General features: G+C 59.3%; 23 protein-coding genes. 4 read left to right on the top strand and 19 right to left on the bottom strand.

The genetic code is table 11. From position 1 onward, the window contains the following. Positions 1-8: 8 nt before the first annotated feature. The gene (gene trpD, locus PYTT_RS08005) at positions 9-1,607 is read right to left on the bottom strand and encodes an anthranilate phosphoribosyltransferase (RefSeq protein WP_067774358.1); all 1,599 of its coding nucleotides are present in this window, start codon (positions 1,605-1,607) and stop codon (positions 9-11) included. 21 nt (positions 1,608-1,628) lie between these two features. Then, entirely contained in the window at positions 1,629-3,020 is a 1,392-nt protein-coding gene (locus PYTT_RS08000; protein ID WP_067774359.1) for an anthranilate synthase component I family protein, read from the bottom strand. Between the two features lie 478 nt (positions 3,021-3,498). On the opposite strand from PYTT_RS08000, the gene PYTT_RS07995 reads away from it, so the two are divergent. After that, on the top strand, positions 3,499-4,467 hold the full coding sequence (locus tag PYTT_RS07995; protein WP_067774360.1) for a PEP-CTERM sorting domain-containing protein: 969 nt from the start codon (positions 3,499-3,501) through the stop codon (positions 4,465-4,467). Positions 4,468-4,609: 142 nt separating this feature from the next. Here PYTT_RS07995 and PYTT_RS07990 read toward each other — a convergent pair whose 3' ends face one another. Continuing rightward, on the bottom strand, positions 4,610-5,746 hold the full coding sequence (locus PYTT_RS07990; protein WP_067774361.1) for an NADH:flavin oxidoreductase: 1,137 nt from the start codon (positions 5,744-5,746) through the stop codon (positions 4,610-4,612). A 248-nt stretch (positions 5,747-5,994) separates the two neighbouring features. Here PYTT_RS07990 and PYTT_RS07985 point away from each other — a divergent pair, with 248 nt between their 5' ends. Continuing rightward, positions 5,995-8,268 carry a cytidylyltransferase domain-containing protein gene (locus PYTT_RS07985; RefSeq protein WP_067774363.1) on the top strand — a complete coding sequence of 758 codons (2,274 nt, stop codon included), beginning with the start codon at positions 5,995-5,997 and terminating at the stop codon, positions 8,266-8,268. A 41-nt stretch (positions 8,269-8,309) separates the two neighbouring features. On the opposite strand, the gene PYTT_RS07980 is transcribed toward PYTT_RS07985, so the two are convergent. From PYTT_RS07980 to PYTT_RS07970, 3 genes are read right to left on the bottom strand one after another with little or no spacing between them, the layout of a single operon-like run. After that, the gene (locus PYTT_RS07980) at positions 8,310-9,077 is read right to left on the bottom strand and encodes an ABC transporter permease (protein ID WP_067774365.1); all 768 of its coding nucleotides are present in this window, start codon (positions 9,075-9,077) and stop codon (positions 8,310-8,312) included. Positions 9,078-9,108: 31 nt separating this feature from the next. Then, positions 9,109-9,909, bottom strand: a complete 801-nt coding sequence (locus PYTT_RS07975) for an ABC transporter ATP-binding protein (RefSeq protein WP_067774367.1) — start codon at positions 9,907-9,909, stop codon at positions 9,109-9,111. Positions 9,910-9,923: 14 nt separating this feature from the next. After that, positions 9,924-10,982 (bottom strand): ABC transporter substrate-binding protein, encoded by a 1,059-nt coding sequence (locus PYTT_RS07970; RefSeq protein WP_067774368.1) that lies wholly within the window; start codon positions 10,980-10,982, stop codon positions 9,924-9,926. 181 nt (positions 10,983-11,163) lie between these two features. Here PYTT_RS07970 and PYTT_RS07965 point away from each other — a divergent pair, with 181 nt between their 5' ends. Both PYTT_RS07965 and PYTT_RS07960 read left to right on the top strand, forming a co-directional pair. After that, positions 11,164-12,744, top strand: coding sequence for a tetratricopeptide repeat protein (locus PYTT_RS07965; protein ID WP_067774371.1), 1,581 nt, complete (start codon positions 11,164-11,166; stop codon positions 12,742-12,744). A 115-nt stretch (positions 12,745-12,859) separates the two neighbouring features. Beyond that, positions 12,860-14,089: an SEL1-like repeat protein gene (locus PYTT_RS07960; protein ID WP_083076584.1), complete on the top strand. Its 1,230-nt coding sequence runs from the start codon at positions 12,860-12,862 to the stop codon at positions 14,087-14,089. An 18-nt stretch (positions 14,090-14,107) separates the two neighbouring features. Here the strand turns inward: PYTT_RS07960 and mutS are convergent, their stop codons facing one another. The 13 genes from mutS to PYTT_RS07895 form a co-directional block, all read right to left on the bottom strand. Further along, positions 14,108-16,573: a DNA mismatch repair protein MutS gene (mutS, locus tag PYTT_RS07955; protein WP_067774512.1), complete on the bottom strand. Its 2,466-nt coding sequence runs from the start codon at positions 16,571-16,573 to the stop codon at positions 14,108-14,110. A gap of 122 nt (positions 16,574-16,695) precedes the next feature. Beyond that, positions 16,696-17,208 (bottom strand): hypothetical protein, encoded by a 513-nt coding sequence (locus tag PYTT_RS07950; RefSeq protein ID WP_071133386.1) that lies wholly within the window; start codon positions 17,206-17,208, stop codon positions 16,696-16,698. Between the two features lie 104 nt (positions 17,209-17,312). Continuing rightward, entirely contained in the window at positions 17,313-17,723 is a 411-nt protein-coding gene (locus PYTT_RS07945) for a hypothetical protein (protein ID WP_141675757.1), read from the bottom strand. A 55-nt stretch (positions 17,724-17,778) separates the two neighbouring features. Further along, a complete protein-coding gene (locus PYTT_RS07940; protein ID WP_141675758.1) occupies positions 17,779-18,198 on the bottom strand; it encodes a hypothetical protein in 420 nt (139 codons plus the stop codon). A gap of 117 nt (positions 18,199-18,315) precedes the next feature. After that, a complete protein-coding gene (locus PYTT_RS07935) occupies positions 18,316-19,680 on the bottom strand; it encodes a hypothetical protein (RefSeq protein WP_156850346.1) in 1,365 nt (454 codons plus the stop codon). Further along, positions 19,677-20,174: a terminase small subunit-like protein gene (locus PYTT_RS07930; RefSeq protein WP_067774387.1), complete on the bottom strand. Its 498-nt coding sequence runs from the start codon at positions 20,172-20,174 to the stop codon at positions 19,677-19,679. Before PYTT_RS07930 ends, PYTT_RS07935 begins: the two co-directional genes overlap by 4 nt. A gap of 124 nt (positions 20,175-20,298) precedes the next feature. Then, entirely contained in the window at positions 20,299-20,670 is a 372-nt protein-coding gene (locus PYTT_RS07925; protein ID WP_067774390.1) for a hypothetical protein, read from the bottom strand. Further along, the gene (locus tag PYTT_RS07920) at positions 20,651-20,887 is read right to left on the bottom strand and encodes a hypothetical protein (RefSeq protein ID WP_067774393.1); all 237 of its coding nucleotides are present in this window, start codon (positions 20,885-20,887) and stop codon (positions 20,651-20,653) included. Before PYTT_RS07920 ends, PYTT_RS07925 begins: the two co-directional genes overlap by 20 nt. Positions 20,888-20,890: 3 nt before the next feature. Next, positions 20,891-21,766 carry a hypothetical protein gene (locus tag PYTT_RS07915; RefSeq protein WP_067774396.1) on the bottom strand — a complete coding sequence of 292 codons (876 nt, stop codon included), beginning with the start codon at positions 21,764-21,766 and terminating at the stop codon, positions 20,891-20,893. A 25-nt stretch (positions 21,767-21,791) separates the two neighbouring features. Then, a complete protein-coding gene (locus PYTT_RS13380; protein WP_067774399.1) occupies positions 21,792-22,961 on the bottom strand; it encodes a DUF2800 domain-containing protein in 1,170 nt (389 codons plus the stop codon). Positions 22,962-23,428: 467 nt separating this feature from the next. Continuing rightward, positions 23,429-23,641, bottom strand: a complete 213-nt coding sequence (locus PYTT_RS07905; protein ID WP_067774402.1) for a FitA-like ribbon-helix-helix domain-containing protein — start codon at positions 23,639-23,641, stop codon at positions 23,429-23,431. 221 nt (positions 23,642-23,862) lie between these two features. Then, the gene (locus tag PYTT_RS07900; RefSeq protein WP_141675760.1) at positions 23,863-24,057 is read right to left on the bottom strand and encodes a hypothetical protein; all 195 of its coding nucleotides are present in this window, start codon (positions 24,055-24,057) and stop codon (positions 23,863-23,865) included. A 396-nt stretch (positions 24,058-24,453) separates the two neighbouring features. Next, the gene (locus PYTT_RS07895) at positions 24,454-25,422 is read right to left on the bottom strand and encodes a hypothetical protein (protein WP_071133382.1); all 969 of its coding nucleotides are present in this window, start codon (positions 25,420-25,422) and stop codon (positions 24,454-24,456) included. Positions 25,423-25,430: the final 8 nt, after the last annotated feature.

Genomic DNA, 25,430 nt, shown 5'->3' with positions numbered 1-25,430 from the left:
ATCCTTTCTTATCCTTCAATTCCTTCCAGCACACGGCGACCCACTCCGGCATACACCGCTTCGCGGGCGCGGGCCATACAGCTCCGCAGCTCGGCATGAGCCTCCATCAGGAACATCGCCAGCCCCACATTCAGCGCCAGCATATCCATCATCGCAGCAGGGCCTTCCCCGGCGAGAATACGCTTCAGCACCTTCACCGCCTCCTCGCGTGACTCCACCGCAAGCTCCGCCTCCTCGCACGGCTTGAACCCGAACTCGGCGGGATCCAGCTCCATCGACACCACCCGGCCATGATCGATCAGCTTCAGCGTCGCCTTGCCGAGCTGCGTCAGCTCGTCATAACCGCCCGCGCCGCAAACCACAATCGCCTTCTCGATATGGGACTGCCGAAGGGCATCGCTGATCAGATCCACCAGCTCCGGCTTCGCCACACCCATCAGCAAATGCGAAGGACGGGCGGGATTCAGCAGCGGCCCGATCAAATTGAACAGCGTACGCATCCCCAACTCCTTGCGGATCGGCCCGATATTGCGGAAACTCGGATGGAACTTCGGCGCAAACAAAAACGCAAACCCGCTCCGCTCCACCATCCGCGCCGCCTCATCCGGCGACACATCGAGCGGCACCCCCAAAGACTCCAGCGCATCCGCACTCCCGCAGGAAGACGACACCGCCCGGTTCCCGTGCTTCACCACCCGGTAGCCCAGCCCCGCCATCACCAGCGAAGCCGCCGTCGAACAATTGAACGAATGCTTCCCGTCGCCGCCCGTCCCCACGATATCGATACACGCGCCCGTAATACCGTCCACACGCAGCGAACGAGCAAGCGCCGTATTCACCGCATGGGCGATCTCCAGAGAACTCTCCCCCTTCATCCGCAGCCCCATCAGGAACGAACCCGCCTGCGCATCGGACATCCTGCCATCCATCAACGCGGCAAACGCATGCGCCGCCATCTCCGCAGACAAATCCCTGCCCTGCGCCAAAGCCTCCAGCACTGCGGGCACACTCGCCGCAGCGCTCCCCTCCGGCTGAATCGCCTGGGGGAAATTCGCCAGCAGCTTCCGGCCTTCCGGAGTCAAAATCGACTCGGGATGGAACTGAATCCCCACCCACGGCCTATCCTTATAGCGCAGCGCCATCACCTCCCCTTCGGGAGCGCGCGCCGTCACCGAAAACATCGGATTCGAAAAATCATCCTTCGACTCCACCACCAGCGAATGGTAGCGGCCCACCTTCATAGGATTCTCGATCCCGGAAAACAGCCCCGTACCGTCGTGCGTAATCTCCGAACACTTCCCGTGCATCACGAACGGAGCCTTCACCACACTCGCCCCGGCGAACTCGCCTAGGCACTGGTGCCCCAGGCACACACCCAGCACCGGCACATGCTTCGGCAGCCGAGCCAGAAACTCCAGGCAGAACCCCGCCGTCTTCGGATTACCCGGCCCCGGAGAAATACACACGCACTCCAGCGAAGGATCCGCCGCCATATCCAGAATCCGGGGATCGTCATTCGTCAGCACCAGAGGATTGCGCCCCAGACCCTGAAAAATCTGCACGATATTGTAGGTAAAAGAATCGTAATTATCGATAAAAAGAAACATCGTCTTGAAAAAAGGTAAAAATTAAAGAGACTCGTCGGCAGCAAGAATCGCATCGATAATCCTGCCCTTATTGCGGCACTCCTGCCACTCCTTCTCGGGATCTGAATCGTACACCAGCCCCGCGCCCATCTGCCAGAAAATCCGGCCATCGCGCACCCACATACTCCGGATCGTAATCCCCGTATCCATATGCACCGCATCCTCATCCAGCCCGATCCAGCCGATACACCCGGCATACGGCCCGCGCTTCACCTCCTCCAGCTCATGGATAATCTCCATCGCCCGCACCTTCGGCGCACCGCTCACCGTCCCCGCCGGGAACGTCGCCGCCAGCACATCCAGCGCATCCTTCCCCTGTGCAAGGCTCGCCGTCACCCGCGAAGTCATATGCATCACATGCGAAAACCGCTCCACCTCCATCAGCCGCTCCACCTTCACCGAATCCGGCCTTGCCACCCGCCCCAAATCATTCCGCCCCAAATCCACCAGCATCACATGCTCCGCACACTCCTTCGGATCCTTCAGCAAATCCGCCGCCAGCTCCGCATCCTCCACATCGTCCTGCCCCCGTCGGCGCGTCCCCGCAATCGGGGAAAGCTGCAAACGCCCGTCCGTACAGCGCACCATCACCTCCGGCGAAGAACCGAACAGCGTCAACCCCGGAAAACGCATGAAAAACATATACGGAGACGGATTCATACTCCGCATCCGGCGGTACAGCGTAAACGCATCCCCCTCGAACGGAGCCGAAGCCTGCGTCGCACCCACCACCTGAATCGCCTCCCCCTGATGCAACAGCTCGCGCACCCGGCGCACCGCCGCCTTATACCCCTCCTCATCCGGCCTCCGCGTCACCTCGCCTACACGAATCGGCGCAGGCTCCGGATGCAGCACCGGCCTCATCTCGCGATGCTCGCCCAAGCTCAACTGCGTCAAATGATTATACACATGATCGAACACCAGCACCGTACCCGCCACCACCAGCCGCGCCTCCGCATCCGCCACATCCAGCGACTGCGCCAGCTTCGGCTGGAACACCGCCGCCATCTCATAACCGAAATAACCGTACAAAGCCCGCGTAATCGGAGCCTGCGAAAAATCCGCCGGCACGATCGACAGAGACTCCATCAACTCGCGCACCCCCTCCATGAAAGGCCGCCCCTCCAGAGCCTCCAGCGGCTTCAGCCGCTCATCGGCCACCTCCACATGCAGCAAACCGCTGCGGCACGAAGCATCCAGCAAAAAATCGCTCGCAATCACGCTGAAACGCCCCCAGCGCCCGTCCACCTCCGCGCTCTCCAGCAAAAGGGCGAACTCATTTTCACGGGACAACTGCATAAACAGACTGATCGGCGTCTGCGTATCGGCGCCGAGCCTGCGGCTGGACTGTTGAAGAGAAATCTTGGTGGACATGGTGGCTTGGTATATTTGGTGTTGAAACTTGTCGTTTGATGGTGGCTTGGTAAATCGGAAAAAGAAAAAACCGCTTTGACCTCGGGGAAGTCAAAGCGGCTTGTAGAAAATCGATATATCAATCTGTGCAGTTTCCTACGCACGGAGGCTTCCCCAGTGTGTCAATCCATAAAGTAATACCACCAGCTCCAGCTCTGCTGCCGGGCTGCTGAGGAAAACTGTGAATTGAACAAGGAAACTTGCATCTGCACGAATGCATACAGCAAACCGCCAAAAGCCGCAACACTAACTTTTGTCATAAGAATTCCCTCTACTACTCCCCATCATTCGGAACATCATCACCTGCAAGAAAAAACAAACACGAACAAACGATCGAAAATCGAAAAATAGCTTGACATACCGCCGCCCAAAGAAATAGTATCGGATAATCAAATCAGTCATTATCCCGCTCTCCATTCATTACGTACACCGATTCGCCATGAAACCCTCCTTCTCCCGCCTTGCACGGCGCACAGCCATCGCTGCTCTCCTCATCTTCGCCGTACAGGCCTCCGCCGAAATCACGACGAGGGAAAACAGCGTCTTCAGCATCAACTTCTACAACAACGGCGACACCTTCCAAAACCAAATCTCCAGCACCATGGACTGGTCGGAAACACGCATCGAACAAACCCTGGCCGCCAGCCAGCTCTGGATCGACACCATAGCCGACACCTTCTCCACCAGTAAAATCAACCTGAACCTCGTCTACACCACATTCGGAGACCCCAACATCATCGGCGGCAGCAGCTCCTTCTCCTTCAGATCCAATGTGGGCATTGAAGACAATGCACCATTCTACAATGAAGCGACCGCTACCGAACTGAAATGGAAATTCGGCATCAACACAGACGAATTGTGGGAATCCGGCACCCCGTGGGACATCTTCATCCAGATCGGAAAAGACTTCGACTTCACGGACAACGGCTTCACACGCGTCCTCGTCCATGAAATCGGCCATGCCCTCGGCGTCTCATCCTCCCTCTTCAATAACAGAGACGAAAAGCGAAGCAGCGTCTACAACAAATGGGACAGCCTGCTTGTCGATGCCGACGGCAACTCCGTCGCCACCTCGGATCTTTACACCTCACGCTCCTCCGTACTCGGGAAGGACATCTACCTCTCGGACGGCACCACGCAAATCCAGGTCTACAACCCAAATACTTACGCCCAGGGCTCCAGCTTCGCCCACCCCACGGACGGTACCGGATACAACCTCACCGACTCCATCCTCAACTACTCCGGCAACCCCCGCACTGCCTCCCCCGTCGCCTTCTCCGACCTCGACCTCGCCACCTTGCGCATGCTCGGCTGGACACTTCGCTCGGATATCGTCCCTGAACCGGCCACCGCCACCCTCAGCCTGATCGGCACCTTCATCTTCGCCATACGCCGCCGCAGGCGATAAGCCTTGCGGGGATGATCCAAGCCACCACGAAAGGCAAGCAAAAACCTCATAAAAGAGACCTGCCTGAACACCCAACGAACAGGCAGGCCTCTACCCATCAGCGGTACCATCCATGACTCAGTACCACCAGCCGTTTCTTGTTCTAGCTCAAACGGCGGAGCGATTCTTCCGTGAACACCTCGATCTCATCGGCACGCCCGGCATGCATCTTGGCAGCCCATGCGGGATCCGCCAGCAAGGCACGCCCCACAGCGATCAGATCGAACTCTTCATCTCTCATCCTCTTAATCAGCGGATCAATACAGGAATGACTCACCTTCACCGCCGGATCTCCGAACGTCTCCGTAAAAGTCTTATCCAGACCGACGGAACCCACTGAAATCGTCGGCAGCCCCGTCAGCTTCTTCGTCCAACCCGCCAGATTCAGCGGCGACCCCTCGAACTCCGGCTCCCAGTAGCGGCGCGTCGAACAATCGAAAACATCCACACCGGCATCCATCAGCGGCGCAAGAAAAGCCTCCAGCTCCTGCGGACTCTGCGCCAGCTTCACATCGTAATGCCCCACCTTCCACTGCGAAAAACGGAACAGAATCGGGAAATTCCTGCCCACGGCCTGCCGCACCGCACGCACGATATCACACGCGAAACGCGTACGCCCCACAAGATCGCCGCCGTACTCATCCGTCCGTAGATTCGTCCTGTCCCAGAAAAACTGGTCGATCAAATACCCGTGGGCGCCATGAATCTCCACCGCATCGAAATGAAGCTTCTTGGCATCCAGCGCGGACTGGGCGAACTGCCCGATCAACTCCTCGATCTTCGCCCGGCTCATCGGCTCCGCCACCTTCTCCAGTGATTCCAGATCAATCCCGGAAGGCCCGATCGGAGAAGCATCCGGATTCGGGTAATCACCCTCCAGCTTGCGGGCCATCCCCACATGCCAGAGCTGCGGCGCAATCTTCGCATCCGTCGTATGCACCGCCTCCACCACCTTCTTCCATGCGCGCAGAGCCGCACCGCCATAAAAATTCGGCACCCCCATCGCATTGCCTGCGGCCGGCTCGTTCACCAGCGTCCCCTCCGTCACAATCAGGCCCACCTCATTCTGCGCGCGCCTCTTGTAATAATCCGCCACCTCCAGAGTCGGCACTCCGCCAGGCGAAAAACAGCGCGTCATCGGAGCCATCACCACACGCGTCGGCAAATCCAGAGCGCGGGACCGGAACGGGCGAAACAGGACTTCAATATCTCGAATACTCAGTTCATCATATATTGCCATGGAAAATCTCCTTCGTAAACTATCACAAGTATACCCTCCGCAGCACCATGCACAAGAAATAGTTCTATCAGTTTTCTACATGCTGACGGAGGCTCGCGCCACACTCCGCTCGCGGGCCAGCCTGCCATGTTCTGCGGCGTGGCAGCCTTCCCCCTTCCTGCTGAAAACGAAGCATGGTAGGACTATGGGTACGGCTCCTCCGTTCCGGAACAATCGTCACAACAGCCGCAACCACCCCCCATCCGCAAATGAACAGCATCCCCTACCTCGCCATCATCCCCGCAAAAGCGCACTCCGAACGCTGCCCGGGCAAAAACACCCGCCTCCTCGGCGGCACCCCCCTCTTCCTGCACTCCGTTCACTATGCCATACAGGAAGGATTCACACCCGTCGTTAGCACGGACAGCGAAGAAATCATCGCCCTGTGCCGTGAAAAAAACATCTTGCACCATCGGGAAATCGTCTATGACCGCAAAATGACCTTCTGCATCCGTCAGGTCCTGAACACATACACCTGCCGTTACTTCGCCATCCTGCAGCCCACCTCCCCGCTCCGGCAGCATGGACTCCTCAGAACCATGCTCCGCCATGCGGAAACACACAACGAATGGTCCGGCTACACCTCTCAGAAAATCAAAGTCATCGGCCACCTCGACGGCACCTTCCAGCACTCCTTCCGCACCCAGGACGCCAAACGCTTCCTCCATTTCTTCGACGGAAACATCTCCCTCACCTCACAGGCCGGATTCCTCGCCAGAGACTCCTTCTTCGGAGACGACTCCCGCATCCACGACAACCCCTTCCCCTGCAACCTGCAAATCGACACGGAACAGGAATTCGCCGCCCTCGACCACCTGTGCGCCTCCACCCACTTCCGCAACCTCCTGCCCCGCCCGACCGGAACCATGCGAATATGCCTCATCTCCAATAAAAAAAACCTGCAACGCAACTACTCGGAATTCGTCGACTCCTGCGACCTCGTCATGCGCATCAACAAAATGGAAAACATCGCCACCGGCCTCACCGGCACACGCACCGACATAGCCCTCATCTCCTGCTGCGGCGCCTACATGGTCTTTCCCCGCGAAAAAAGAAACACAGACATCCTGCCAGGCATACCCATGCTCTACTTCAACGACGAAGACCCGAACCGCACGCAGGCATACGCCTACACCGAAAACCTCGCGCACTGGCGAACCATCCCGCCGGACGTCAGCCGCTGCACATACAACTTCACCACCCTCAGCAAAGGCATCCTGCTGGCCTACCACCTATATCCGAACGCAAACATCTACTATCTCGGCGATTGCGACATGAACCAGCGTGTCTCCCGCATAGGAAAGCATCAGCCCGAACCCGAAAACGCCTTCATACAATCCATGATCTCCAGCGGGCGCCTCATCCCCATCCTTGAAGACAGCGAACCCGAACACCGATACTCCTGCGCCGGCTCATCACCGGTGGCACCACCCTCCATCCACACCAGCCAGCGACTCCTGCCTCCCGCAAACATCCAACCTGCAGAAACACTCCGCCTCTGGCACCCCGAATGGAGCGACGACTTCCGCATCATCGGCAACCGTGGCGCACGCCTCTCACAAAAAGATGCAGCCCTCATCCTGCAGCGCGATGAAACAACCCTCCAGCTCCAATGGGATCGCTGGGGCAAAGAACGCTTCGTCCGGGGGGCGGGCGAATGGTACCACTGGGTACAGCCCGCACCGTCCACCGGCACCGCCCCGAAACACGGCAACATCAGAAAAATCGGCTACATGCGCGTCCTCAACGAACAACACACCATTGCAGCCTGCATGCTCAGCGTCGCTCCCATCCTCGACGACCTGCTCATCCTCTGGGCGGACATGGACGACCGAAGCATCGAACTGGCGGAACAATGGAAACCCGTTCTGGAAAACGAATACGGCTGCCGATGCCACTTCCTCCACTACCCCCACCACATCGTACGCCCGCACTCGGCATGCGACCTCCGCACCCTGCCGAAAGAAAACCGTATAGACACCTACTACCAATTCGGCATGAACCACATCAACCAACTATTCGGCAAATCGGAATACGCCGTCGTCAAAGTGGATGCCGACCAAATCTACCTTCCCGAACACCTCGGGCAAGCCTTCTCCCACATCCGCACACCCATGGATTGCATCTCAATCAGTGGCCACAACACAGCCGTCCTCAACGGCCGCTTCGGCCTCTACAAACCTCGCCCCCGCAACGGAGGATGCGACTCCCTCATCTGCGGCTCCGGCAACCTTCCCCGATACGGCATCGCCCAACACTACGAAATCGACACCGCCCCGCACCCGAACAAAAAAACGGTTACCCTCCCCTGCTGGCTGCACTTCATGAAAACGGCCAGATACGAACAAACCATCCGCGACTTCCGGGAAGATGAAATAGAACCGGCCGCAAACCGGCCCGCACTCCTCCGCGCATACAAAACGCGCATCCTCCCCCTCCTGCAGCGAACCCGGAGCCCCTATGCGGCGCTCAACCCCGCATAACCGACAAACGGCAGACGGCCACACAGCCGCCGCTCGGACGATCAGCCCCGATCGGTACCCCAGCGGCGGTGCAGCCACCTCTCCACCGGAGAAAACAGAATCTTATCCGCCAGCAAACCGATCAGCACGATCACCAGCATAATCCCCATCACCTGATCCATCTGCTGCAACTCGCGACCGAAATGCAAATGCTGGCCGAGACCGAAACTGCCCGCGATCGACACATAAATCTCCGCTGCCATCAGCGAACGCCAGGCAAACGCCCAGCCCTGCTTCATCCCTGACACCACAAAAGGAGCCGAAGCAGGCAGCGTCACGAACACCAGCGTATGGAACGGCGAAGAACCCATCGTCCGCGCCGCCCGCGCATAAATCGGCGGCACATTACGCAGCCCGTTTTCCGTCGAAAGAATCACCGACCACAGCGTACCCATAATCACCACAAACAGCAAAGCGCTCTCCGTCAGCCCGAACCAGATACAGGCCAGCGGCACCCAGCACACGCTCGGCAACGCCTGAAACCCCAAAGCCATCATCCCCAGCGTATCGTTCACGCAGCGGAACCGCGCCGCCAGCATCCCCAGAGGAATCCCCATCACCAGCCCGATCGCATACCCGATGCACAGGCGGCTCATCGTCACACCGATCGCGGCGGGAATCTCCCCGTCCATGCACTCATCGTACAAATACTGCCCCACCGCCTCCGGCGAAGGCACCACATAGGGAGACCAGATACCCGCGGCGGACAGAAAATGCCACACCACGATCAGCACCACGAAAAACACAACTGTCGAAAACGTACGCTTCATAACTCCAAAAAAATAAACCTGAACTATCGAATTACTCGTGACTCTCCTTCTCATACCCCTTCAGGGCACTCGTAATCTGCACCGAATACCCGGCCAGCTCCACACTATTGATATCCCGGGGGCGCGGCAAATCGATCTCGTACTGCTCCCGGATCTTACCCGGATGCGGTGAAAACAGAACCACCCGGTTCCCCAGGCACACCGACTCGCGCACATTGTGCGTCACGAAAATAATCGTCTTCTTCCTCTTCTCCCAAATCGCCTGAATATCGCCGTACAACTGCTCGCGCGTCATCGCATCCAGCGCGGCGAACGGCTCATCCATCAGCAGCACACGGGGATTCGGAGCCAGCGCGCGAGCCAGCGCCACGCGCTGCTTCATCCCGCCGGAAAGCTCGTGAATATTCGCATGAATGAAATTATCCAGCTTCACCAGATGCAAATAATACTTCGCCACCTCCAGCCGCTCCTTATCATTCAAATTCGGCTTCAGCTTCAGCGAAAACATCACATTCCCGATCACATCCAGCCAGGGGAACAGCGCATGCTCCTGAAACATCATCATCCGGTCGCGGCCAGGACCGGGAATCGGCACCCCGTCCATCAGCGCCACACCGCTATCCGGCGTCTCAAGCCCGGCGATAATATTCAGCAAAGTCGACTTCCCGCAGCCCGAAGGGCCCACGAAACACACGAACTCGCCTTCATTAATCGTCAGCGACACATTCTCGAGCGCGCGCACCGTCCCGCGGCGGGAGGTAAAATCCTTCGTCACATTCTCGATATTCAGCTTGGCAGGAGCAATCACCTGCAACTCTTCAGTCAGGGGCATGGCAAAAAAACGGCTTAACGTGGGGAATCTGGTTGATACACAATACCGGCAACATCGGGAAAACGGGAACGCAGCAGACCGGCATCCTGCGCATCCTTCACAAACTGCCGGAGACCCGGCACATCCACCTCCGTCGTCAGCTTCAACCGCTTCCACGACGAACGCACAATCTTCTCCATCTCATCACCCTTGGCGCGAGTCAGCAGCTTCATTTCATCCGCCACCATCCTCTGCGCCTCCTCGGGATGGGCCGCCACCCACTCCGTCAACTCCTTATGGGCGGCAATCAGCTTCGCCGCCAGCTCCGGATGCGCCTTCAGCCACGCATCGCGCCCCACAAGCACCGTCGTCGCCACCTCGGAATCCTCCACCAGCGGCACCGCTCCGGCCTCCGCCTCCAGCCGGGAAACCCACGGCTCCACCGTCCACACCGCATCCAGCTCACCCTGCTTGAACAAAGGAAGCTGCATCGCATTCGACGTCGGCAACACCCGGCAATCGCCCGTACCGTTCCGAGTCAAATGCAACCCCTGCTTCCGGAGCCATGCCCGGGCGGAAACATCCTGCGTATTCCCAAGCTGCGGCGTCGCCACACGCTTCCCGTAAAAATCCTTACCCTCCTTCATCGAAGAACCCGCATGCACCAGCAAAGCCGCGCCGCCGTTCACCGCACCCGCCATCACCCGCACCTCCGTACCCTGAGACACCCCGTAGGCATTCAGCGCCGGACTCGGCCCCACATACGTCACATCGATCGACCGCCCGAAAATAGCCTCCATCGCGCTCGGCCCCGCATTATACGTCGACCACACGAACGAATGCCCCGGCATCCTCTCCTCGAACCAGCCCTTGCCCGCAGCCTTCACCCAGCCGCCATCCGGCTGGCGCACCCAATTCTCCCCCATCCGGGCCATATATCGGGCCACCAAAGCCTGCACATGCGTCACATTCGGAAAACATCCGATCCGCACCTCCGTACGCGAAACATCCTCCTGCGGCTTGCAGCCGGAAACCAGAACCAGCGAAACCAAAGTTGTAGCGCAGAAAACAAACGCGGCAACAAAACGATTCATCGCGCAGAGCGATACCAAAAAACGCCCACCAAGTCAATGATCGCCCGTGACAGTCAACACGCGCGCGCATCATCACCCATCCTGACGAACAACATCCCGATCCCTCCACATTGACAAAACATTCCTTATTGACACAGCCTCACAACCTGCTAACATCAAAACTCACCCCCCTCTGCACTCCATGAAAACCACAATACTCATCGCGGCGTATTGCGCCCTCCACTTCTCAGCCTCCCTCCTCATCGGACAGGAAACACAACCCTTGCCCCTTGACTACGACTGCCCCGCCAACTTAACGGCACAAACGATCGCAACCCTGCAAACCGAAGCAAACGCCGGAAATCCGATTGCCCGCAACCGCCTCGGCTACCTCATATTCCATCACCAACTTCCTCCGCCGGCCACACAACCTAACCACAGCGCCGCCGCACTCGAATACTTCCGGCTGGCTGCAGAACAAGGCCACCCCCAAGCCCAGTACAACCTGGGCCGCATCTATCACACAGGCACGGAAAACACCGCGGCAGACATCCCCCTGGCCCTGCACTGGTACCGCAAATCCGCCGCACAGGGCTGCCCCGAAGCCGAATTCATCCTCGCCGAATGCGCCTTCCAAGGAATCGGCACACCGCAAAACCGGGAACAAGCCGTCTCCATCTATCGGGAACTGGCACAAAAAGGCTACCCGGAAGCCAGACGCAGGCTCGCCGATTGCCTCAACCAAGGCACGGGAACGGAACCCTCCCCCGAACAAGCAGCCGAATGGTACCTCAAAGCCGCCACTGCCTATGGATGCGGAGACATAACCAACGCAACGCCTGCTACACCCTACATCTACCCGGACAGCCCATGCATCGACCCCGCATGGATACCGGGCACACACCAAACCTCCGCGCAGCTCGCCCCCTTCAAAATCATCGAATGCCTGCGGCAGGCGGCCCAACAAGGCAACCCCGACGCCCAAACCGCACTGGCCTACGCCTACAAGCACGGCATCGGCACCCTGAAAAACGCTCATAGCGCACAGGAATGGGAACAAAAATCAAAAACGGAACGCCTGCGCCGCATCGCACGGGACAGTGAAGCCGCAGAAAACGGACAGGCGGACGCCCAGTACCGCCTCGGCCAACACTATCAAAACGGCACAATCCTGAACAACTACTACGGACAGTCTGCCCATTACTGGTACCAAAAAGCCGCCGAACAAGGCCATCCTCAAGCCCAGCTTGCACTGGCACAACTCTACGCATTCGGCATCGACCCGCTCAACAGCCAAAAACAGCAACATGAAAAACAGGCAGCCTACTGGTACCGGCGAGCCGCCGAACAAGGCGTCATGCAAGCGCAAATCGAACTCGCACACTGCTATGCCTTCGGTTGGGGCATAGAGGAAAATGCTGCACTCGCCGCCCATTGGTACGCCCGGGCAGACAAACAAGGCCCCCTCATCTTCAAAATAGAACAATTCTGGAACACCGTCATACCGGAGGAAAGCCCACGGAGCTACCCGGCCCCGAACGACCTGCCATCCGCCGCCGAAATCCCCCGCGACCCGGAAGACTTGCCCTTAATCCGAAAAGCATTGAACGGAAACATCGAAGCCCAAAACACACTGGGTCGATACTACGAACGACCGGGATTGAGAAACAACAAACTGGCTCTCGCCTGGTACAGAAAAGCGGCAGCGCAAGGAAACAAACAAGCTGCCGCTGCCGTCCTCCGCGTCCAGGAAAACATCAAACACCCCCGCAACCACTATTGACCCGCCTGACGAACCGACATGAACACCCCCTTCGCGCGATAAAACCCGCATCACCACCCAGTAGCCTCACCATCCTTGACAAACAACCGACTCCTGCCGTACGATACCCCCACCCATGAATAACGCCCCCGCGCCCGACGCACTTCGGCACATGGCCGAACAAGGCGATGCCGACGCCCAGCACGAACTGGGTTGCCTCCTGATTGAAGGAACCGGCATCCCTCAAAACGCCAAACAAGGTATCCGCTGGCTCAAAAAGGCCGCAGATCGGCAACACATCGGGGCGCTTCTCACCCTCTCCGACATCTACCAGGAAAGCACCGCCGCCCGCCGCGACATGGCCGCATCCTTCAAATACCGCGAACAGGCCGCCCGGCTCGGCCATATCGGCGCCCAATACAGCCTCGGAAACTTCTTCTTATCCGCACACGCCATCAACAAAGCCATCTACTGGCTCAGAAAAGCTGCCGATCAGGGAGATGAGCACGCCCGCATACAAGTGGCCGGACTCTACCTCGAATACAGCCAATCGCCCGACGAAATCGAACAGGCCATCCGCTGGACCCTTGCCTCAGCGGAAACCGGAGACGAAATCGCCCAGTACAACCTCGCCATATCCTACGAAAAAGGCCGTGGAGTGGAAGCCGACCAGCAAAAAGCCCTCCATTGGTTCACCAAATCCGCCAACCAGGGATTCGCCAAGGCCCAATACAGCCTCGGCGACATCTTCGCAGCCGCGCACGACATCGACAAAGCCGTCTACTGGCTCAAAAAAGCCACCGAACAAGGCCATGAGGATGCCCGCATGCTATTATCCACAACCTACCTCGAACACAGCCAATCGCCCGACGAAATCGAACAGGCCATCCGCTGGCTCCTGGCCGCAGCGGAAAACGGAAACGAAACCGCCCAGTACAACCTCGCCTTATCCTATGAAAAAGGCCATGGAGTGGAAGCCGACCGGAAAAAAGCCCTCCATTGGTTCACCAAATCCGCCGAACAGGGATTCGTTCAAGCCCAATACCACCTCGCCGCCCGGCTGGCCTCTGCCACCGAACCGAACGCAAAACAGGCCGCCTTCTGGCTCGAAAAAGCCGCGCAACAAGGCCATCCCGCCGCCCAATCCATACTCGCCGAATTCTACCTTGCAGGACACGGCGTCCCGCAAAACACACAGCAAGCCATCCACTGGCTCCGGCAGGCTGCCGCGCAGGGAGACGAACAGGCCCTGCACAACCTGAACATCCTCGAAAACACGCAGCAGCACATCCCATACGGCAACTTCCCCACCTTCCGGAAAATCGGCAGACTCATCAAACGACTCTTCTCCGGTCGCAGCCACTGACCCACGGCGCACCGCCCGTCACTCCTCCTCGTCCCACAGCAGCTCAAGCTGCGTCACCTCCGCCTCGCGTGCCACGGGCATACCCGGCTTCTGCCGCTTGCGAGCCTTCGGCTCCCGCCTCGTCGAAGACATCTCCAAATGCGTCAAAATCTCCTTCGCACGGCTCACGATACTCTCCGGCATCCCGGCCAGCCGCGCCACCTGAATCCCGTACGACTTATCCGCCGGGCCCGGCAGCACCTTGCGGAGAAACACAATCTCATCCTTCCACTCCCGCACCTCCACATGCCAATTGCTCACCGCCGGATGCGTATGCACCAAATCCACCAGCTCGTGGTAATGCGTCGCAAACAGCGTCCGCGACCCCAGCTCATCGTGCAAATGCTCCGCCACCGCCCACGCAATCGACAAACCGTCGAACGTCGCCGTACCGCGCCCGATCTCGTCCAGAATCACCAGTGAACGCTCCGTCGCATTATTCAGAATCATCGCCGTCTCGCTCATCTCCACCATGAAAGTGGACTGCCCCCGCGCCAAATCATCGCTCGCCCCCACCCGGCAGAAAATCCGATCCACCACGCCGATACGAGCCGACTCCGCCGGAACGAACGACCCGATCTGCGCCATCAGCACAATCAACGCCACCTGGCGGATATACGTACTCTTCCCCGCCATATTCGGCCCCGTCAAAATCAACACCCGATTCCCCTCCTCATCCATCAGCGAATCGTTCGGCACGAAAGGAACACCCTGCTGCACCTGCTCGATCACCGGATGGCGGCCATTCACAATCGACAAATTGCGCGAACAATCCAGCTCCGGACGGCAATACCCGTGCCGCTGCGCCGACTCCGCAAACGCCAACAGCACATCAGCCTCCGCCAGCGCATCCGCAGACACCTGAATCGCATCCAGAAACCCCTTCACCTCCTCGCGCAGCGCACAAAACAACTCATACTCCAACTGGCGCGAACGCTCATCCGCCCCCAGAATCGTCCCCTCCATCCTCTTCAACTCCTCCGTCACGAAACGCTCCGCATTCGCCAGCGTCTGCTTCCGGTGGTAATGCTCCGGCACCTTGGCATAATTCGCCCTCGTCACCTCGATATAATAGCCGAACACATTATTGAAACGAATCTTCAGCGAATCGATCCCCGTCGCAGCCCTCTCCCGCGCCTCCATCTCCGCCAGCCACGCCTTCCCGTCGCGCGACGCCAGCCGCAGCTCATCCAGCTCCGCACTATAACCGTCGCGAATCATCCCCCCCTCCTTGATCGTCACCGGAGGCTCATCCGCCAGCGCACCCGCCAGCAACTCCACCAGCCCGGCGAAATCCCCCAGCCTCCCGCACAAATCACCCAGCTTAGGGCACCCCTCCGCCAGCACATAAAGATCCGCCTCCACCGCAGGCACCTGCCCCAGCGAACAACCCAGCGCCATCAAATCCCGGGCATTCCCCGCCCCCTGAGCCAGCTTTGAAGAAAGACGCTCCAAATCGCGCACCCCCTTCAACGAATCCCGCAGCTTACTCATCAGAAACGGCTCCCCGAGAAACCTCTCCACCGCATCCTGCCGCCCTCGCAGCACATCCACATCCGCAACCGGATGCAACACCCAATCGCGCAACTTCCGCGCACCCATCGGGGAAGACGTACCGTCCAGAGCACCCAGCAGCGAAAACTTCGCCCCGCCGCGTGCATCCACCAAATCCAGATTCCGCTGGCTCGCCGCATCGATCAGCACCACCCCCTCCGTCGGCCGCAGCGCCAGCTTCCGCAAATGCTCCGTCGAACGCCTCAACTGATGCTTCAAATAATGCAACACCGCCCCCGCAGCGCCCAAAGCCGCCCTCAACCCCGCACAGCCGAACCCCTCCAGAGAATGCACCTGAAAATGCGCCTCCAGCACCGGCACCGCAGCGCCCGGCAAAAACGCATAACCGTCGTAAAACAGCGTCGGCCGCAACAGCGGAAACGAATCCCTCTGCTCATCGCTCACCAGCAGCTCCCTCGGCGCAACCCGCGAAACCTCCTCCGCCAGCGCCTCCTGAGAACCGAACTCCGCCACCGAAAACTCCCCCGTCGTATGATCCACGCACGCCAGCCCCCACGCGGACTTCTCGCGGAACACCGCCACGATATAATTATGCTCCGCCTCATTCAGCAAAGCCAAATCCGCCAGCGTCCCGGCGGAAACCACCTGCACCAGCTCCCGCTCCACCAGCTTCCCCGGCACCGGAGTACCCTTCTGCTCCGCAATCGCCACCCGCTTCCCCGCCTTCACCGCCTGCCCGATATACCCCTCCACACTATGAAACGGCACACCGCACATCGGCACCGTATGCCGCTTCGTCAGCGTCAGCCCCAGCACGGCGGAAGCCTCCACCGCATCCTCGAAAAACATCTCGTAAAAATCCCCCAGCCGGAAAAAAAGCCACACATCCTCCGGAAGCCCCTGCTTCATCCGCAGATACTGATCCATCATCGGGCTCAAACTCGAATCCTGTGCCGCCATAGCAGCCGGATCATACAGAAAAAACCTATCAAAAGCAACCCGAAAAAATCAGAACGCTCCGCGCATCCGCCAGATACGCCTCACTCTCCACCTCATTTCCAAATCAACTCAAACCCCTCCGTATTCCCTGAAATCTCCACCTCAAACCTCCCGGTAAAATCCTCGTAAAACACCCTGGGCTGGTGAATCTGCGATCCTCCATCACTCCACGGCCTGCAAACGAGCGACCACTCGCCCTTCCAGTCGGAACACTTCCAGACATGCACCTCCCTGCCGTCATCCTGATCGACCGTCTTCTCGTACTTCACGCCATCCACACGTCCCATCGCCTCCTTCACCTCGGAAAGAAACCCCGATCGGCACACAGACACCAGCTCAAGAGGAGGACTCGCCGTCAGTCCGAAAAACCAGCCGAAAATCGCCGCCGCACCAGCCAGCAAAATAACCGACATCGCCACCACTGCCACCGACAAAGACCAGTAGCCCGACAGCCTCGCCAGCACCCGCACCACCAAAGGCACACGGGGTCGATAGGCATCCCTGCCCTGCACCTTCACATTCTTCCCCCACTGGGGCTCCTCTTCTTCTTCAAACTTCCTGGGCATCGTCGTTGGGGGGCGAGCGAACGCATCGCTACTCCATACATTACAAACCATCCCGGCATCGAAAAAGGCGGAACACCGTCATACCTGGCGAAAACAGCCCCCGCTCACGCCCTCGGCGTGCCGCTCCTCCCCACAGCAGGCACGAAAGCCCACTTCAGCAAACACCCCACCGCCACATACGGCACGAACACCATCCACACGAACCGCACACTCCCCATCCACACCCGCCACTGCTCCAGCCCCGCATCCATCGTCGCAAAAGCCACCGCATAACATCCGCCCAGCAGCAGGCAGGGAGGCCCAAGAAACAGAACCCACAGCCACACCCGCCGCCACCGCAACGGCTGCGCGCGCAAATGCGCCAACGCAGGCCACCAGCACAAAATCCCCGGCACCGCAAACAAACAGGCAAACGTCATCTCCCGAGACCACCACACCGGAAACGAAAAACTCCGGAACCCCCACACCGTCAGGGCAACCAAACCGACATACAGCAAACGAGACAACCACGACATCCTGCCTAACAGCATACGGTCGACACACTCCTCATGTCCAGCCCAAAACGCAACCTCACCGCCAAACCCACGCGCGCCACTTCCCCCACAAAGACACATGCACCCAGCCCGACTCCCCATCCACCACCATCCGGCAGGGAGAACGCTCATCAATCCCGGGAAAACCCGTCTCCGCCCAAAACAACTGCAAACGGTGAACATCCCTCTCCGGAAACAACCGATGAAACTCCCTCACCCCCTCATACCAATCGCAACCGGGATCATCCCACTCCATATCCGCAGGAAAACACCCAGCCGACTTCCACCCGCATGCCGCCACCGCCGACTCGCACCGCACATCCTCCTTCAACCACCCCGTCGCACTCCATGCATGCTCCTGAGACGGCCAGCCCCACCTGAACGACTCTTCCTCCACCTGCACAGGGCGCAACACATCGAGGCGGCGAATCGTCACCGGCAGGCCGAAAAAATTCATACATGCAGGCCACGCCAAAACCAGCATAAAGAAAAAAACAAAACCGAAAAAACGCTTCATGAGAGGGGGTACCGCCGTTTCTACCACAAACCACCGAACAGTGCAAGCGCCCGCGCCCTAAAACGGAGACAGCCACGGAGTCTCCGGCGCAGCGAACGGATTCTCCGGCACACTCACCGGCAAAACCACCCCGTCACCCTCCCCGTACAGCATCCTGCGCCCGGCCCACCAGGCTCCCACCACCGCATCCGCCCGGTCTGGGCTATGCAGCCCCCGCGCACGCATCACCTCCTTCGGCTCGCAGCGCAACCTCCCCTTCCGGTCCCACTCCATCCGGCGGCATGTCAACTGCCGGAACGTCTCGCCATCCACCCCCTCCAGCCGCAGCTTCCCCGCACGCAAATCCCGAGCAAACCCGAACCATGCATCCGCATTCAAATCCTGATAATTCTCCCGATCCTCCGAAGGAGCGCCACCCAGAAACGCCCGCATCCGGAACCCCTCCTCCGCCATATCCTGCAGCACATTCCTCCCCGCTCCCGAACCGTCCCCCCACGCCCGCACCGCAGGCACGCCCAGCGCCTCCTGCAGCCGCACCACCTTGCGCCGCATCCGCACCGTATCGTCATCCCTCCATGCCTCCACCAGCCGAATCGAATTCCCGCAGCGCACCGCCACCGCATTCTCATCCCGTCCGGCTGCAAAATCGGAAAACGAAAAACACTGCCCCGCCCGCGCCGCAGGCGGACACTCCAACGCCCTCCGCAACAGCTCCGGAGGCACAATCAGCAAATCGCTCCCCTCCGTCCACTCCGAAAGCACGATCGACCGGTACTGCGCGGAATCCTCCCCGTACTTCGCCTTCAAAAACTCGATCTTCTCCCTCGCAATATGAGGACAATCGAACGCCGTCACCCTCACCCGGTAAAACAGCGCGGCATCCTCGTGAAAACACCGGAAATGCTGCCCGGCAGCCCCTCCGGCGGAAGAAGCATACAACTTGAACTGCGTCGTACAACGATCCACCGCCGTAAAAATCTCATCCTGCACCGACTTCGCCTCATCCACCACATACATCACCGGAGCATCCGGCGTACCGTGCCAGCCCTCCGCGCGCCCCGCCTCATTCGTCGCGAACCCCACCGCCCGGCCTCCCTGCGGAGTCGAAACCTCACAGGCGGAAGGCGCCCAACGCCACCCCGGAAAACGCTCCCGGTAACGGCGCAACGCAGGCCAAAGCTGCTGGCGCACCTGCATCCACGAACCGGAAGTCACCGGGCACCGCCCCTTCGGAAAAGAATCCAGAAACCACAAAATCAGAGTCGCAATCACCGACGCCGTCTTCCCCGACCCATTCGCCGCGCACAGCGCAGTCGGCTTCCCGGCTCCCACTGCCTCCAAAACCTCCACCTGCCAGGGATACAACCTCTGGCCCAACACAAACACGGCAAACTCCGCCGGAGACAAACGCGCCTTCATCACCCCTCCCCAATCCTCGCACGGGCCGCCGCCAGCATCTCGGCAAACGCGGCCAACTCCTCCCTATCCACACGCTCGGACACCGTCGCCCCCTCGCACGCACCCGGCGCCTCTCCCGCAGCCTTCGCCCCGCACTGCCGGGGCAGCAGCTTGGAAAGCTGCCACTTGATCGTATCGATCTCCAGCTTCACCGCACGCAACCGCGCACCCCCTCCCTCCGAATCTCCGGCCGCATCATGCCCCTCCTCGCAAAGATCGAGCAGCTTCTCCTCCAGCAGCAACAGGCGCAACTCGCAGGCGCAGGCATACCGCGCCCTGAACTCCGGCACCGCAGCCAGCCAGCGGCGAACCGACGTCGCACCCACGCCGCACAAAACGGCGGCGCGGGTCAAACTCAGACCATCGGCAATCGCGCCGCAAAGACGCTCGGCCAAGGCTTCATCATACTTCCGGGGTCTGCCCGGCGGTCGGTTCCCGGCGGATACTCTGGCATTCATAGGGTGGCTTTATATGCTTGAATTACTCTCTCTATTCCCTGCAGCAAACAGACTGCGGCCTTCCGCCGGGAACCGGAACCAGAATACCCGCATGCCTCCGCAAAGAAAAGCCTGCGCACAGGGGCTAAAACTCCCCTGAAGAACTCCGGCTCCCCCGCGACGCCCTCCGCACCTCGCGGCGCAGCTCATCCTTCCATGCCAGCAGCCGCTCGTACGACACCTCATACCCCCCGAGCGTAAACACATACTCGGGAGGCCTCTGGAGATACCCCGCCTGCTGCAGTGTCAGCAAAATCGCAATCGCCTTCTCCTGCGCCTGCAGCAAATCGTTCGTCCCCAGCCCCGGCTCGATCACGCGCCCCACCATCCCCTTCCCCTGGCTGATCCGCACGCGCAGCTTGTACGAACCGCCCCGGCCGCCCTTCCCGGCCCGGTTGCGGCGCAGCACCTCCCCGCGCAGCGGAGAAGACGCACCATTATTCGACGGAATCTCCATGGCCGGAAGTCGAATTGAGCAAATCCCCGATAATCAGATCGCGCCTCTTGCGCGCCACCTGCACATCATGCGTCTGCAAACTGCGGCGAATCCTCGTCACCGTACCGTCCTTCCCGTGCAGCGTCAACCCGATCCACCACACCGTACGTCCGGGAGTTTGCAGGAACAAATGATGATTTTCGCGCTTCAGGCTTGCCTTACTGAGATTAAGTTTCATAGTCTATTGATTACTTATATGGTTTGAATCATGCTCCTCGTCGAGAAAACGGCGAAAAGACTCAAGAGTGGCGGCCTGCCCCCCGTCCGTAAAAACGGGTTGCTCCGCCGCCGCGGATTTGGGAAAGCCCCAGCCCGACTCCTTCCGCCAGCGATACGCATGGGAAAGAACATCGGCCATGGAGCGAAAAAACTGTTCGAGACCGGTCGGCCGCCAAAACGCCGCACCAAACCGATCCTTCGCCATCGAAGAAGCAAAATACGCACCAAGCAGCGCAAAATCGCCGGAAGACAAATCCAAAGCCGCCGCCGCATCGCGCGCCGCCTCCTCGCACGCCATCGGCAGCCTCCGCAACTTCTTCCACGAAGGGCGCAACGCACACACCTCCGCCACAAACCTCCGGAACCCCGCCTCATCCGGCGCAGCGGAACCCGCCTCTCCCCTCCTCCCGGCTCCCCTCGCCACATCCCCCACGAACAACGAATCCGAATCCGACTTCGCCTCCGAATGGAACGGCAAACCACCGTGAACCGCCGTCCTGCCCCGCTCATCCTCCCCAGGCCCCGGCCACTTCGGCTTCGACTGCACCCGCTGCCCGAAATCCTCAATCTCCAAATACGGCCTCTCCTCCACCGAGTACAAACGGACAAGGCGCACCCTCTCGCATTCACGGAGACAGCGGGCAATACCAGTTTCACTCATCTTATCGATCTGCAGCGGATACAAATGCGCGCGCAGCACAGCCGGGCGGGCATCATAGCGGCCGTAATCGTCCGCCACCGAAAACAGGCGGCGGTAAAACACCTCCGACTCCCAATTACGGAGAGAAGCAAGACGATCCGAAGTCAAAATCGAAGCTCGTAAAATACGATCGGGCATAACGGTAAACAGAAAAAACTCACACTCAGAACGGACAACCGGGAGCCGCACCGGCCCCGCCGCACTCCCGCAGGGAACCCCTCGAAAACCGCACCTCGCTGCACGGAGCCAGCAAATCGCGCAGCAAAACCCGGGAACCCTTCACCGACGCACTCGCCTCCTCCTCCCGGCGGGCCGCATGCACCAGCCGCTCCAAATCGGACACACTCACGCGGCAGCCCCGGGCAAACGAAACAGCCGACACATGCCGGGGAAAACGCGCCGACAACAGCGAAAACGCCTCCGAAGCATCCGCCACGGAAAACAACTGCCGCCCCGGAGACAAAGCCAGCCCCGGAATCTCACCGCCCGCCTTCAACTCCGCCTCGCAGCACGCATCGATACGCGCTGCCACACCCTCCGCCAGCCGCGCCAAACGGAACGCCGCCAGCTTGCGCGAAGGCGGCAACTCCTGCCAAACCCTCTCCACATCCGCCACGCTCCACTCCTCCACACCACGGGAAAACGCCCGGCACACGCCGCGGGCCCGGCAACCTCGGCACGCCGCCTCGGAAACATCGCACGGAACATCCTCCCGCACAGCCCGGGCCAAAACATCCAGAATCGCCTCCCGCGCCGCCACCACATCCGCCGGACAGAAAAACACCGGAGCCACCTCCCTCTCCACGGCAAACGGACGCAAAACCGCCGCATACACCTGAGGCACACACCCCAGCTCGCGGGCAAGCAGTACCGCCAAAGCAGCCAGCCTCCACCCATCGCCGCAGCCATCGGCATCCCTCCCTGCCGCCCAATCGTACGCACACACCACAACCCTCGACCCCCGCTCATCCAAAAACACGGCATCCGCTCGCCCTCGCAACACCTCGCGGCCATCCGCCATCAACGACAACTCCTGCCCGCGGGCCGAAACAACCCCATCCCTGCCACCGGAAAACACCCGGGCGCACAAAGCCTCCTCCTCCGCACGAATCCACGCCGCAGCGCCTGCCGCCTCATCCCCGCACCCATCGGCTCCGCCGCACAGGCACGCAGCCACCTCATGGCACAGAGCCGATACTCCACACCTCTCCGGTACAGAACCCACACCCTGCGAAGCACGCCAGCTCCCGGCGCACAACATCAGGCGAAACACATCCGCCGCATCCGGGCAACTGCCATCGGCCTTCACCTTACATCTTGAACCCCTGGCCATCTCAAAAACCTCCCAGATTGAAAAGAAGCATCACCACCAAAACTCCCAGCCCGAGCAAACACCCGAACACGAAAGACAACACCAGCACCCCCGGACCTTCCCGGCCGGAATCATCAGGCACACACTCTCCGCTATCATGCGTCAGCGGCCTGCCGCCGCGGCCGGAACCATCCGAACCGCAAGAATCCTCCAGCACATCCAGAGAATCCGCCCTGAAACGACAGCGGAATCCCCCGGAGGAACGGAAAGGCCGAAGCCTACTCTCCGTTCGGGTGTGCCGCCGGCCATCGGAACAACCGCAGTCGGCGGCACACCCTTCGCCCGGCAGGCGGGCGGAACCCGGAGAAAGCGCAACATGCCGCTTCCTCCAACCATGCGGCAGACAAACCGCGAATCTGGACAACACAGAATAAAACAACATAAAAGGCAAATAATTTGGATAGGTGTACTACACCTTGAGTAAAAAATTAGTTGATCGGATCGCAACCGGCCTCGGAAGAGAAACCCTCGAAAAGGTGTACTACACCCTTATGCAAAAAAAAGAGCACTTGGTCTTCCAGCGAACGGCCTTCCGCAGCAGCAGTCTTGCGCAAAGCCTCCTTCAGCTCGCGCGGCACACGGAAATCAACGATTGCGCAATCTGCGCTCTGCTTCTCTTGTTTGTTGGGCAATTCTTTCATAGTCTTCGGCAGTGAGGGTAATATTTTTTGTTTCAAGGGTAATGATCTGCAGCACATAATCCGTAATGCTCATCTTATTCTTCCGCGCAAGCTTTCGCAGGCGCTCATACAGCGTACGCGGCATGCGAACGCTGAGCATCGTCTTGTCTGGATCGGGGGCATTGGGCATGGCGACAAATTATCATAGGTGTAGTACACCGTCAAGAGAAATCCGTAAAAAATTATTTTGCCGTCTCCTGGCTCTCGCAATACTTCTTCGAAAGCTCCAGAATACACCGGGACAAAGACACCTTCTTCTTCCTCGCATTCTTCTTGACCCGCTCGAATGTCTCCCGATCGAAATACAAATTGAACAGCTTTTTTTCATCCTCTACGTGAACGTACCTTTGCGAATGGGCAGTGTGTTGCATCTTCATGACAAGTAACGTTAGGGACATTTGCCGCATTTGTCAAGAGTGCAAATATCCTTTTTTCAAAAAGTCGCAAATACTTTGTAACAACTGTGTTACAACATCGAAAAAATAGGCTCTATGTCGCAAAATTTTAGACAAAAAAGTCAATATGATAGAGTTAAAAAAGCCCATGTTTAACAAAAGAAAACAATAAAGTTAGAATAAAATTCTCCCGAAATGCCCAACAGACAAGCACGGGAACCACATCGTCAGGGCCGCCGAATTCACCACTCTGCGCACCTGCACCGTGTGGCGAAAGACACACAGTCCCGAACACGCTAACAAAACACAAACGCGAATTTTCACCCCGCCCTCCACCGCCCTCCGCAGCACATCACCGCCTATCGCAAAACATCCGCATCATCTCCCGGCCTCGTCCTCAGACAAACGAACGGGAACCTTCACCAACCTCGCCATCAGCTTCGTGAACTCCTCCGCATCCTCCTTTGAAGCAAAACCGATCATCCCCAAAGCCCATTCCTGAGAAGACAACCTCACATCCTGGCCGATATGAATCACCCAGAAAGGCACATCCGCCCGCATGGACGACTTGCAGTCTCCCGCACGCACACCCGCCAGCAACCGCTTCAGGGCCCGCTTGTCCGCATCGGAAACAACGACCTTCTCCGCAGAAAAATCATTACTCCACGGCTCCATATACCAATCATGCGGACCAGCCTCAAAAGACAGATGCACCCGTATAGTTTGCTTCTCCTCCCGGCAGGCCTCGGCAGCCTTCCGTATCAACGCACGGCAATCGACCACGGTAAACCTTACCCCGCGGAATTCCCGTCGAAACTCCCATGCAGCCAAATCTTGATAGGGCATCACATACCCGGATTCCGGCGCCTCGAACACGAGATGGCGTTCATCCACACTCCCGCCTGCCGGGGCCGTTTCCGAACTCCACCCCACACTCCCGGTCTTCCCGTCATCACCCGGCGCATAATGCAAATGCCACTCCGACGCCTTGGCGCCGTTACTCAAACGCCTCCACACATCCAAATCGTCCCCTCCGTCGAACGCGACCACATCCTTCCTCGAGGCATCTTCCACCGGAGCCCAAACACTCCATCCGTCATCAGGCGCGTTCCAAGGCTTCAACCGCTCCTCCGCCTTGGAAAAATCGAACACCACCCTCTTCCCGGCCAGCGAAGCGGGAGCCACACCCGGCGCAACGCCTTCCACCACCTCCGGAGCTTCCACCGTCCACCTCACCTCCAACAGGCGATCCTGCCACCGCGAATGATAAATCTCCTTTTCCAAATCCTCGTCCGAAATGGAAAAATCGTCTCCCGCCATCATCAGACCGGCGCAAGACAGCCACATCAAAGAAA

Origin of the sequence: Neoakkermansia glycaniphila, assembly GCF_900097105.1 — a bacterium.
Lineage (GTDB): Bacteria > Verrucomicrobiota > Verrucomicrobiia > Verrucomicrobiales > Akkermansiaceae > Akkermansia > Akkermansia glycaniphila.
This window is presented reverse-complemented; position numbering and strand designations above follow the sequence as displayed.